The sequence below is a fragment of the Alkalihalobacillus alcalophilus ATCC 27647 = CGMCC 1.3604 genome, assembly GCF_000292245.2.
Classification (GTDB): domain Bacteria; phylum Bacillota; class Bacilli; order Bacillales; family Bacillaceae_D; genus Alkalihalobacillus; species Alkalihalobacillus alcalophilus.
Map to the genome: position 1 here is coordinate 54,233 of NZ_ALPT02000017.1, position 12,074 is coordinate 66,306.

At 37.9% G+C, this 12,074-nt stretch carries 9 protein-coding genes; 2 read left to right on the forward strand and 7 right to left on the reverse strand.

Features of this window, described 5'->3' with window-relative positions:
* Positions 1-21: 21 nt before the first annotated feature.
* Both BALCAV_RS06585 and cymR read right to left on the reverse strand, forming a co-directional pair.
* Positions 22-1,182 (reverse strand): cysteine desulfurase family protein, encoded by a 1,161-nt coding sequence (locus BALCAV_RS06585; RefSeq protein WP_003321474.1) that lies wholly within the window; start codon positions 1,180-1,182, stop codon positions 22-24.
* 345 nt (positions 1,183-1,527) lie between these two features.
* A complete protein-coding gene (cymR, locus tag BALCAV_RS06590; RefSeq protein ID WP_003321473.1) occupies positions 1,528-1,947 on the reverse strand; it encodes a cysteine metabolism transcriptional regulator CymR in 420 nt (139 codons plus the stop codon).
* Between the two features lie 349 nt (positions 1,948-2,296).
* Between cymR and BALCAV_RS06595 the strand changes: the two genes are divergently transcribed.
* On the forward strand, positions 2,297-3,592 hold the full coding sequence (locus tag BALCAV_RS06595) for a replication-associated recombination protein A (RefSeq protein WP_003321472.1): 1,296 nt from the start codon (positions 2,297-2,299) through the stop codon (positions 3,590-3,592).
* A 142-nt stretch (positions 3,593-3,734) separates the two neighbouring features.
* Here BALCAV_RS06595 and BALCAV_RS06600 read toward each other — a convergent pair whose 3' ends face one another.
* Entirely contained in the window at positions 3,735-5,888 is a 2,154-nt protein-coding gene (locus tag BALCAV_RS06600; protein ID WP_003324539.1) for an ATP-binding protein, read from the reverse strand.
* A gap of 340 nt (positions 5,889-6,228) precedes the next feature.
* Between BALCAV_RS06600 and BALCAV_RS06605 the strand changes: the two genes are divergently transcribed.
* Positions 6,229-6,864 carry an RsfA family transcriptional regulator gene (locus tag BALCAV_RS06605; protein ID WP_003324540.1) on the forward strand — a complete coding sequence of 212 codons (636 nt, stop codon included), beginning with the start codon at positions 6,229-6,231 and terminating at the stop codon, positions 6,862-6,864.
* A gap of 102 nt (positions 6,865-6,966) precedes the next feature.
* Here BALCAV_RS06605 and BALCAV_RS06610 read toward each other — a convergent pair whose 3' ends face one another.
* From BALCAV_RS06610 to BALCAV_RS06625, 4 genes are all read right to left on the reverse strand, one after another.
* Positions 6,967-7,686, reverse strand: coding sequence for a LutC/YkgG family protein (locus tag BALCAV_RS06610; RefSeq protein WP_003324755.1), 720 nt, complete (start codon positions 7,684-7,686; stop codon positions 6,967-6,969).
* On the reverse strand, positions 7,683-9,113 hold the full coding sequence (locus BALCAV_RS06615; protein ID WP_003324756.1) for a LutB/LldF family L-lactate oxidation iron-sulfur protein: 1,431 nt from the start codon (positions 9,111-9,113) through the stop codon (positions 7,683-7,685). Before BALCAV_RS06615 ends, BALCAV_RS06610 begins: the two co-directional genes overlap by 4 nt.
* Before the next feature lie 18 nt (positions 9,114-9,131).
* Positions 9,132-9,848 (reverse strand): (Fe-S)-binding protein, encoded by a 717-nt coding sequence (locus BALCAV_RS06620; protein WP_003324757.1) that lies wholly within the window; start codon positions 9,846-9,848, stop codon positions 9,132-9,134.
* Positions 9,849-10,927: 1,079 nt separating this feature from the next.
* Positions 10,928-11,689: a tRNA threonylcarbamoyladenosine dehydratase gene (locus BALCAV_RS06625; protein ID WP_003324683.1), complete on the reverse strand. Its 762-nt coding sequence runs from the start codon at positions 11,687-11,689 to the stop codon at positions 10,928-10,930.
* Positions 11,690-12,074 lie beyond the last annotated feature (385 nt).

A 12,074-nucleotide genomic window follows, 5' to 3' on the forward strand; every position in this document is an offset into this window, starting at 1 on the left:
AAATCGATTGTTTCTTTATTTTTATTCGATAAACGGTTTATCTTGTTTAAGTCTACGGACAATCTCCACCGTTTTATGAGCTGCATACTCAACCTGCTCTAGTGTATTGTTGAGACCGAAGCTAAAACGTAAAGCCGATGCATACTGCTCACGCTCTTCCGGATGCATCGCCACTAATACATGTGAAGGATCAATCGATCCTGCTGTGCAAGCAGAACCACTTGAAGCTGATATTCCTTCCATATCTAAGTTCACAAGCATCGATTCCACATTAACGCCTGGGAAACTGACATTAAAAATATGTGGTAAACGTTGCTCCTGATGACCATTGTAATAGAACGTTAAACGAGACTCCACTAGAATATCAAAAAAGCGCTGTGAAAAGCTCTTATATTGCTCATTTTTTTTTGCCATATTTTCGTAACTCAATTCAATCGCCTTCGCAAAACCAACGACACCGGCGACATTCTCTGTACCAGCTCGTCTTTTTCTTTCTTGCTCTCCTCCAAATAAAGTTGGCAAAAGAGTGATGCCATCCCTTACATACAGCAAACCAATTCCTTTTGGACCATTAATTTTATGAGCCGTAATCGAAAGCAAATCAACACCTAATTCTGGAATGTTGAGCTCAACTAGTCCACAAGCTTGAACGGCATCGGTATGAAAGACCGCTTGATGTCCTTGTAAAATTTGAGAAATCTCCGCAATTGGTTGAACGGTACCAACCTCATTATTCCCAAACATCACAGTTACAAGAATCGTCTCATCTCTTAAAGCCGCCTTTAGCTCATCTACAGAAATTTGCCCTGCTTTATTCACAGGCAAATAGGTCACTTCAAACCCACGCTTTTCAAGTTCCTGACAGGCATGTAAGACAGCGTGATGCTCAATTGATGTTGTAATAATATGTTTCCCTTTTGTAGAATTGGCAAGAGCATAACCGATAATTGCCAAATTATCTGCCTCCGTACCACCGCTCGTAAAGATTAAGGTATGCTCCTTCACTCCCAAATAGGAAGCGATTTTTCTACGCGAATCATCTATTGCTTGTCTTGCCTTCCTCCCAACTTGATGAATACTAGAAGGGTTACCAAAATTGCCTTCATAGACTTCAAACATCTCTTTTATCACTTGAGGATGAAGAGGCGATGTAGCCGCATGATCTAAATATACTAATTCCATTTTTTACACCTCATTCTTTGTTAGCACACAAATAACCTTCCGCTTTTCTGATCTAGCTACTGTCGGCAGGATTTCGGGAAAAATCGCCCACCCGCCGTAAGTCAAAGGGCGACTTCCTCTGTTGGTCTTATTTTTCCTCATTCCTAAACGCCGACATTCGCTTTTCTGATCCAGCTACTGTCGGCAGGATTTCGGGAAAAATCGCCCACCCGCCGTAAGTCAAAGGGCGACTTCCTCTGTTGGTCTTATTTTTCCTCATTCCTAAACGCCGACATTCGCTTTTCTGATCATCAACAAAGAAGTGAAAGGGGGATGCCCTCTCACTTGTGGATCGTTCTTTTTAGTTTAAATGTAGAACATATAATATTCTTGTTCTTCATCAGATTCGAAATTAGCCAAATCATCTAACGTTGTTTCATCTAGAACATTTTTAACTGCATCACGAATTTTTATCCATAAATCTCGTTTCGCTGGCTCTTCATTTTCCATCACTTCCACTGGGCTAATTGGACCTTCTAATACCCGAATAATATCTCCAGCTGTGATCTCTTTTGCATCCTTTGAGAGCATATATCCACCATAAGCCCCTCTAACACTTTTTACGAGCATTGCGTTACGTAATGGGGCAATAAGTTGCTCCAAATAATGCTCTGATAAATCATTTTCTTTTGCAATTGACTTTAAAGAAATCGGACCCTCACCAGACTTTTTCGCCAATGCCATCATGATCGTGAGCCCGTAACGTCCCTTTGTAGAAATTTTCATTTAGAATCCCTCTTTCTAACTTTTTTCGTTCTCAAATTATCATTTATTTAAAATAAGTCAAAAAAGACCTTCATGAACCAACCATGTTCTCCAATCTATTCAGCTGTTCCACTATGCAACTATTTCATACAATGTTATCTGTCCAATTGTTCATTTCCATCAAACACTTCTGCTGATATGCAAACGTTATTATATTCTATCAATTATAGCATGAAAAGCAACCGGAATGGTATGAGATGCATAAAAGTTTGCAAATGATTGGCATTTTCACCGTTTTAAGCTACACTAAAATTAATGGATTTAAGCGAACGTATGCTTGATTTATTTATAAATAAAGAGGTGTATTCTTATGTTATTTGATTCATTAGTCGAGGAACCTCTCTCCTATCGAATGCGACCACGCCATATTGATGAAGTCACTGGCCAACAACATGTCATCGGAAAGAAGACCGCCCTATATAAAATGATTAAAAATGGTTATGTGCCTTCAATGCTTTTATATGGACCTCCAGGTGTTGGCAAAACATCGATAGCTAAAGCAATTGCTGGGACCGTCCAAAAACCATTTCAAGCCATTAATGCAACAACTGCTGGAAAAAAAGACATTGAAGAAGCGGTCCAACATGCAAAAGCAGAAGGGAATTTAATTCTATTTATAGACGAAGTTCACCGTTTTAATAAGGCCCAACAAGATTATTTATTGCCGCATGTTGAAAGAGGTTTAATTACTTTAATTGGAGCGACGACTGAAAACCCCTTTCATGAAGTAAATCCGGCGATAAGAAGTCGTTGTGGACAAATTAAAGAACTGAAACCATTAACCCCATCAGATATAAGAGCCCTCATCACCCGAGCTTTAAAAGATGAAGAACGAGGACTTGGTAAATCGCAAATCGCGATATCCGATGATACATTAACAGTACTCTCCAAATCTATTAATGGTGATGCCCGCTCTGCCTTAACTGTTTTAGAGGAAGTCATTAAAGCCTCTGAAAAAGATGAAAGTGAAACGATAACCATTGAACAACAAACCGTAAAAGAATGTATTGAAAACAAAGGCTTCACTCACGATAAACAAAGTGATATTTATTATAATTTATTATCGAGCTTGCAAAAATCGATCCGTGGTAGCGACGTTTCAGCGGCTCTTCATTATTTAGCTCGTCTAATTGAAGGGGGCGATTTAAAAGCGATATGTCGTCGCTTAATTGTCATTGCATATGAAGATATTTCTTTAGCTGCCCCAGAAGTAGCTGTCCACACTGTTAATGCGGTTGTTGCGGTTGAACGACTTGGTTTACCAGAGGCAAGAATCCCTCTTGCCAATGTCGTCGTGGAACAATGTTTATCACCAAAGTCAAATAGTGCCTACACCGCATTAGATGCCGCGATTGCCGATGTCCGCGAAGGACAAATTGGTGAAATTCCAGCCCATTTACAAGACAACCACTACAAAGGAGCTGGAGCATTAGGCAAAGGGATTGGTTATAAATATCCTCATGATTATCCAAACTCATGGGTCAACCAACAATACTTGCCAGACCTCCTTAAAAAGAAAAAGTACTATGAACCAAAAGAAAGTGGTCACGAGAAACTCTTATCCAAAGTATTTCATCGCTTAGAATCTTTAAAGGACTCTGATTAAGTAAACAGAACACCAGTAAGAGGCTAGGACAAAAACCTCCTCTGATAGGAAAAGCCGGTGACATTTTACAACGAGTAAAATGTCACCGGCTTTCATTATCTTTATTGGAACGGAAGTGGATAGCGTTCTTCTCACCTCACCCTTATTCCTCAACTGGCAATTGGATTGTGAAAGTTGTTCCTTCATTTTTTTCACTTTCGATTTCTATTGTTCCTTTTAATTCCTCAATTAAGCGGAAGCATGTAATGATACCTAATCCAGTACCTGATTCTTTTGTTGTAAAGAATGGTGTTCCTAATTTCTCGAGTGTTCTTTCATCCATCCCTTCGCCATTATCAATGACTTTTATGAAGATTTTTTTCTCCTCAGGAAGCGAATAAGTTTTAATTATCAAATGACCATCAACCGATATGGCCTCCAATGAATTTTTCACTAAATTCATCAAAACTTGGTGAAGTTTGTTCCGTTCGATTACAACAAGTGGTAACTTCTCCAGTTCAAGTGTAAACTGACCTCTGCGCCATTCCACTTCCGTTTGATAAAGGAAGTGAATCCCCTTGATTACTTCATTAACGTCCGTTTCTTCCTTAACCATGACAGAATTTGGATTAGCCATATTTAACAATTCACTTATTATTTCATTTACACGATCAATTTCCTTCAAAATTACACCGTAGTGATCACGATGTTCATCTGATATTTTATTTGAACGACCAAATAGTTGAATGAAACCTCGAATCGTTGTTAATGGATTTCTAATTTCATGAGCAAAACCAGCCGCTAACTGACCTACCATTTGCAGTTTTTCTGAACGATTTAGCTCATTTTCCATTTCACGTTTGTCCGTAACATCGTTAAAAACAAGCAATACCCCTTCAAACTCATCCTGATTATTTAAACTAGGAAGTGGCTGAACACTCATAAAGAAATAACGTGATTCCTCTTTATAATGACAAAGGAACTCATAACGACTATTAAATTTTTTCTTTTCAACGACATCATTTAATTTAGCACATTCAACAAATTTAGAAAAAGCATCATTATGTTTGATTAAGTCATCTATTCTCAACCCAATCACTGCTTCTTTTTTCACCCCGAACAACTCTTCACATGTACGATTAAATGTTGTGATTAAACGACTGTCTTTTTGAAACGCTAAAATACCATTATTAGTCGTCTCTAATATAAGTGATGATTTTTGATGGCTTTTTTCTCTTTCTAATAATCGCCTTGTCATCATATTAAATGTTCTCGTCAACGTATCAACCTCGTGATACGAGTTTGTCGACAAAGGATATACCATCTTTCCAAAAGCAAAATCAGAAGTTGCAAACACTAACTTTTGTAATGGCTTGACAATATAATTGGACAGCTTAAAAACAGCAATCACAACTATAATTAAGACACAACTAAACAAAAGTAAATATTTATTAATCAACTGATTCAATGGTTCTTCTATGTTGCTATAAGGAACGGAAATTCCAACATACCAATCATTATCGAAATTACTCGTTTTATCAAGCTGTACAAAATATTGTAACTGTTCTACTTCTTCATTATGATAAACGAGGCGATTTCGAACCATATATTCAAAGCGTTCAGCAGTCAATTGATTGTTCTCGAAATAATTTAAACGCAGAATAATATCATTTTGTGGATGTGCGATAATATCTCCGTTGCCATTGACTAAAAATGCATGTCCTTCTAGACCAATGCTTTGTTGCTGGCGCGTAAACATGTCAACCCGATCCCATAATTCAGTTAAGTTAAAGGACGGAGAAACAATCGCAAAAATATCGCCATTTTCATCTTTTACGGAACCAGCTAAAATAAGTATCGGTCTATTAATGACATCAGACATATAAATATCAGATAAATAGACATCACCGCCCTCAAATGTTTCTTGAACCCACACTCTTTCGGACATGTCTGACCCGACAACCGTATTGTCTACATCAACCGCAACTGTTCCACTTTCATCGATAAGAATAGCTCCAAAATATAAATCATTTAAACTAACGAATCTTATTAACTCATCTTGTATTTCATCTATGCTTGACTCTTGATTTGAAATAATTGGATTATTAGTTAACATTCTCACGTCTTTAAAACGTTCTTGGATGAAGTCATCTAAACTTACAGCTGCACTTTCACCTAAAGCATATAGCAACTGTTCATGTTGGTTTTCGATATCTTCTTTTTGTGATTGAAATGTAATATATGCAATAAAAATTAATGGCAAAAAGGTCACAAAAAAGAAGATCATAAATAGTTTCATTCTTAATGATTTGAACATCTGCATCTGCCCCTCGATTTCTGTCGAAAGGAATCTAATGATATCCTTACCAATTTTATTCTACACTTTCCTTGTCAATAAAAAAAGAAGCTTTTCAAAATCCAGCAAAATCCCTCCTTTCTTCTTCCATAATTTTATTCTTTCTTTCAAAAACTTACATTCTAACACATATTTCGGATTTACAGATTTATTAATCCCTTAATTTTCGACAGTGTCGTATATTACTATTTAAATTTGGTTATATTAAAAACTATTAGAAACAAAATAGTGAACTTGTAACGACTCTATATATAGAGAGAAAACTTGAACAGTAAACAAAGGAATTAAGGAGCTGAATGAGATGAAAATAAGACAAGATGCATGGTCACATGAAGATGATGTGTTATTAGCAGAAACGGTTTTAAAGCATATTAAAGAAGGAAGTACACAATTACGTGCTTTTGATGAAGTAGGAGATGAACTAAACCGTACATCTGCTGCTTGCGGTTTCCGCTGGAATGCAGTAGTTCGTGCTAGATATATAAATCAAATTGAGGAAGCAAAAAAAGAGAGAAAAGAACGGAAAAGAGCAGCAAGTTACAATTATTATTATGCAGCTCCACCAGCTAACCCAGCTTGGTCAACACCAAAACTCTCACCAAAATTCGATACCGAGACTTCTGAGGAAATGGATATTCATGGAGTCATTCAATATTTACAATCATTGGCCCAATCCAACCAATCATCCTCCATGTGGCAAGTCAAAGCTGAAGTATTAGAAAAAGAGAACGAGAATCTACGTGGTGAAGTAAAACATTTACAATCAGAACTAAATAAATTAAAACAAGATACTAGTATCATTGAAGAAGATTATCAGTCTCTTATTCAAATCATGAATCGTGCCAGGAGAATGGCTGTTCTTGAAGATGAAGAATCCCTTCATAATCCAACATTTAAGATGGACAAGAACGGAAACCTAGAAAGAGTCGCTAAATAATGAAAGCCGGTGACATTTTACTCGTTTAAAATGTCACCGGCTTTTCATATTAGAGGAAGGTTTTGGGTCAGCTCCTTCCAAAGAGAAACCTTCTTCTTTAGTTTACATATCATCAACAATAATATAAGTAGCCCGGATTGGTCCGTGTACTCCGACAACGAGGTTCATTTCAATGTCTGCACTATTACTTGGACCTGAAATGAAGTTTACGCACCGTGGAAATTCCCCTTCTTTTTGGGCAAGCTCATGCAACATATCAGTCGCTTGTGTCATCCTTGGAACGATCGTACTTTTAGGGATAATCGCGATATAACTTGTTGGCAATAAGCTAACAGAACGTCCTTTGCCATCATTGCTTAATAACACGACGGTTCCAGACTCTGCTAAAGTTATATCAGAAAATGTAATTCCAATATCCGCACGTTCGGCCAGTGTAATATTTTCATCACCTTTATCCTTATCCCATTCATAAAATTCAGCCCCATCAACTGGATAGTCTTCAAACGCTTTTTTTACACCAAAACGTTCAAAACGTTCGTCCTTCCAATAAATGATTTCCTTTCCATCATATCGCTCCATCACTTCTGCAAGCTTTTTAGACAACCCATCTAACATCACACGTTCAAACGTCGTATGAATTCTTGTACATTGTTCTTTTAAACGTTCCACAAGCTGATCGGGTGTTTCATCTGCAAAAACGGTACGCTGAGGTTCTTTTTTCCATTGTGGACGTACAACCCCTTCACGCTTTCGCTCTCTCCCTAAACTTGATGCAATTTTATCTAAAAATTTATCTTGATTATGAACCGTCCCTCGACTCATGACTTGTCACCCTTTTTCTCACGTTTTTCGAACCAATTTCGGAATGATTCTTTTGCTGGCTCAGGAAAATCACGAATGTCTGTCCATGGTTTTACTGGACCAGGACCTTTTGAAATTTTTCCACCTTTGGCAAAAGGACTCGCAATCGTTGGAGCAAACTTGCTCGCACTGCTAAAGAATTTTGGAGAGCTTGCGGCTATTCCAAATCCTTTCATTGCAAGCTTTTCACCGATAGGAGCTTTCCCTTGCTCCTCGACAATATTTTGACGGTGTTTAATTAATAATTCATGTAATGGAATTTTAACTGGACAGGCATCCGTACAAGCTGCACATAAGCTTGACGCGTAAGGAAGCTCTTTATATTCATCATATCCACCTAATAATGGCGATAAGACCGCTCCGATTGGTCCAGGATATATCGATCCGTAAGCATGGCCGCCGATATGACGATAAATCGGACAAACATTAATACAGGCGGCACAACGAATACATTGTAGGGCCGATTGAAATTCCGTTCCTAAAATGTTGGAACGTCCATTATCAACGATGACTAAATGGAATTCTTCTGGGCCATCAATATCTGTTTCTCCCTTTGGACCTGTCAAACCAGTTACATAGCTCGTAAGCTTTTGTCCAACAGCACTACGACAAAGCATACTTACTAAAATATCAAGTTCCTGCCAAGTTGGGACAATTCGTTCCATTCCCATCACCGTAATTTGTGTTTTAGGTAATGTCGAAGCTAAACGAGCATTTCCTTCATTTGTTACAAGTGAAATACTTCCTGTCTCTGCTACCGCAAAGTTACAACCTGTAATCCCCAAATCAGCAGTTAAAAATTCACCACGTAATTGTTCTCGAGCAAATAAAGCAAGCTCTTCAGGTTTGGAAGATTTCGTATAACCTTTTTTCACTTCAAACGTTTCGCGAATTTGCTCTTTATTTTTATGAAGAGCCGGAGCCACAATATGTGACGGCGGGTCATGATCGTCAATTTGCAAAATATATTCCCCTAAATCCGTTTCAATCACTTCACAGCCAAGCTCTTCTAATGCTTCATTCATACTTATCTCTTCTGTAACCATTGATTTAGACTTAATAACTTTTTTCGCATTCTTCTCTTTGGCTACTTGGCGAATATATTCATTTGCCTCATCAGCCGTTTGAGCAAAAAAGACATGCCCACCTTGTTTTGTCACATTATCAGTCAACTGTTCCAAATAAAAATCTAAGTTTTCTAATGTATGCTGACGAATTTCTTCGGATAAATCACGCCAGTCTTCCCAATTCCCTAATTCCTCTGCAGCATTAATACGTCCGTTTTTTAAACGCTCTTGAGCAGAAACTACTGCATTACGCATAAAGGTATCTTTTACCCCTTTATCGACACGACTATTAAACGCTTGATCCCCAATTTTCATGGCCATGATTGTTTCTCTCCCTACTTATCTTGAGTTCAGTACTTGCGCAATGTGCATCGTTTTAATTGGTTTTCCTTGACGGTCAATACGCCCACCAATATTCATTAAGCAACCACAATCTGCTCCAATTAAAACTTCTGCCTTAGTCGATTCAACATGAGCGACTTTCTCATTCACCATTTGTTCTGAAATCGGCACCATTTTAACTGAGAATGTTCCACCAAAACCACAGCAGTTCTCTTTATTTGGTAAACTCGTAAATTCTAATCCGTCCACATTTTGTAATAACGTCATCGGAGCATCTTTGACACCGAGAAGACGAGTCATATGACAGGATGTATGGTATGTAGCTTTTACAGGTAATTTAGCCCCAACGTCTTCCACCTTTAAGACATCAACAATAAATTGAGTAAATTCAAATGTTTTATTCGCTAATTTTTCAGCTTTCTCTTTCCATTCATGGTCATCTTTAAATAGATGTGGGTACTCATGAAGCATCGCGGCACATGATCCAGACGGTGATACAACATAATCGGCATGCTCAAATGCTTTAATCATATTTTTCGCTACTTCTCTTGTCTCTTTATGATAGCCACTATTATAGGCAGGCTGTCCACAGCACGTTTGTTGTCTCGGAAAATCGATCTCACAGCCGAGACGTTCCAATACTTCGACAACATCCTTACCAACTTCCGTATAAAAAATATCACTTAAACAGGTAACAAATAATGAAACTTTCATTGCGATTCCTTCTTTCTTCTCCTCATTGATAAGGTGATCTGATCACTTAATGTAAGTGCTATCAGTATAATAGAGAATACACAATCTTTCAACCGTTTACATGGAAAAGTCGTGCGATTTTTTCTTGAACCTTACTTTTTATTTATTCTTAACTCAACTTTCACAGCGTTTGATTGACCCTTGACCGTTGATAGAGATTGACTTTAGGGAGATACAATGCTCAAATGGACTTTACATGAACGGTTCAATCGTTGACAGTCTGAACACATCTCTTTCTTAGTAGGCAGTTGAAGGAAACTGTTCACTAAAAGAAGCACTTCGGCTGTCGCTACCAAAACCATACTCCGCGTCCTGCGGGAACCTTGCGAGCCTCCTCGGCAAGCCTTGCGGGGTCTCGCTCCACGGTTTATTCCCGCGGGAGTCTCCGTATGGTTTTGTCCGCTAAGTGTCGTGGAGAGGCTTGATGATATGGCCATCCTCAATCAGCTATTTCTAACGCAGAAGGACCTTCTTCTTCACTTTGTTGGTTATGGAACTAAATAGGTCGTTGCCACCTATTTTTTCCTAAGTCTGTAGTCATCAAAAGACAGGATAAACAAGCTCGATCATCTAGCTAATGTACAGAGCATCAACACGGATTTGTTTACAACTGTAACGGAATGAGTCATGGAAGGAGAAAAATCATTCTCAAGCTCATGTACGTTGAAGTAATAACTGTTTTTTTGTTCAATGAGAAAACTGAACCTAGATTCGATTCCATTATCTAGCGGAGTATGGTTTTGGGAGCGACAGCCGAAGTGCATTGTACATTGTCTATTTTTTCTTGATGCACAGTTTATCCGTTTTGTGTGATAGTACGTTCTCGCTTTTCTAACGTGTCAAGAGCATTTGTTTAAGAGCTTCCCTTTCGCTCTGCCAACTAGTTGAACGGATTTTCTCGATACGAAAGTTGAGTTCTTAATAATTGAACAAAATGATCAAAAAAGACAACCTCATAAAATCGAGTTTCTTCCCGAAATTATAAAGGTTGCCTATTAAATCGTTTCTCCAAGTGAAGTTAAAAATTCTACCCTAGAGCTTTATCTCGAAATTTCAATTCCTTCTAATAAGTTCGTAATCACATGTCCGGCCATAATTAGACCAGCTACAGATGGTACGAAGGCATTTGAGGATGGCGGCATTTTCGCTTTGCGAATTTTGCCTTGTTCCGCTGCTTCAGGGACGATTTCCTTACGAATGTCCTCACGAATTTTAATCGGTTGCTCATCAGAAAAGACAACATCGACACCTTTATGGATTCCTTCTTTTCTTAATTTTGTTCGAATCACTTTCGCAATTGGATCATAGCTTGTTTTCGAAATATCTGTTACACGCAGGCGAGTTGGATCCATTTTGTTAGCCGCTCCCATGCTAGAGATAATCGGGATTTTACGTGACAAACATTCTTTAATTAAGTGAATTTTATAAGAGATCGTATCACTTGCATCAATAACATAATCAAGCCCATAGGAAAAAAATTGCTCATATGTTTCTTCCGTATAAAACATTTTAAGAGCAATTACTTCACAATCTGGATTAATGTCTGCAATTCTTTCTTTCATAAGTTCAACCTTTTGACGGCCAACTGTTGAAAGCAAAGCATGAATTTGACGGTTAACGTTTGTAATATCAACATCATCCTTATCAACTAAAACAAGACGCCCAACACCAGAGCGAGCAAGAGCTTCTGCCGAAAACGAACCAACCCCACCAATTCCTAAAACAGCAACAGTACTGTTTTTCAATTTATCAAGGCCATCATGACCAATCGCTAATTCATTACGTGAAAATTGATGTAGCATTTCAATATTTACCCCTTCCAAATCAACAAAAATGATTACGTTTTTGACTATATCACAGCCCTTTAAAAAAGTCTAAAACTACTAGCAAATCAAGGCTGAAGGATTTGGATAGAGAACTAAGGATCAAAGTGAAACCGGCATTTAAAGTTTAATGACTCATCACCTTTTATTCGCACTGTAATTATAGCGGTTCTCAGATTTCATTACCTATCACCGGTTATTCGTACTGTAATCAGACCAATCCTCTTTTTTCATTACTAATCATCTGTTATTCGCACTGTAATTTCAGCGATTCTCAATTTTCATTACCTATCACCGATTATTCGCTCCGTAATCAGACCAATCCTCTTTTTTCATTACTAATCACCGGTTATTCGTACTGTAA

Excerpts from the sequence above, each read along its gene's own strand:
- BALCAV_RS06585 (WP_003321474.1), bottom strand. The coding sequence starts at position 1,182 with ATGGAATTAGTATATTTAGATCATGCGGCTACATCGCCTCTTCATCCT.
- cymR (WP_003321473.1), bottom strand. The coding sequence starts at position 1,947 with ATGAAAATTTCTACAAAGGGACGTTACGGGCTCACGATCATGATGGCA.
- BALCAV_RS06595 (WP_003321472.1), top strand. The coding sequence starts at position 2,297 with ATGTTATTTGATTCATTAGTCGAGGAACCTCTCTCCTATCGAATGCGA.
- BALCAV_RS06600 (WP_003324539.1), bottom strand. The coding sequence starts at position 5,888 with ATGTTCAAATCATTAAGAATGAAACTATTTATGATCTTCTTTTTTGTG.
- BALCAV_RS06605 (WP_003324540.1), top strand. The coding sequence starts at position 6,229 with ATGAAAATAAGACAAGATGCATGGTCACATGAAGATGATGTGTTATTA.
- BALCAV_RS06610 (WP_003324755.1), bottom strand. The coding sequence starts at position 7,686 with ATGAGTCGAGGGACGGTTCATAATCAAGATAAATTTTTAGATAAAATT.
- BALCAV_RS06615 (WP_003324756.1), bottom strand. The coding sequence starts at position 9,113 with ATGGCCATGAAAATTGGGGATCAAGCGTTTAATAGTCGTGTCGATAAA.
- BALCAV_RS06620 (WP_003324757.1), bottom strand. The coding sequence starts at position 9,848 with ATGAAAGTTTCATTATTTGTTACCTGTTTAAGTGATATTTTTTATACG.
- BALCAV_RS06625 (WP_003324683.1), bottom strand. The coding sequence starts at position 11,689 with ATGCTACATCAATTTTCACGTAATGAATTAGCGATTGGTCATGATGGC.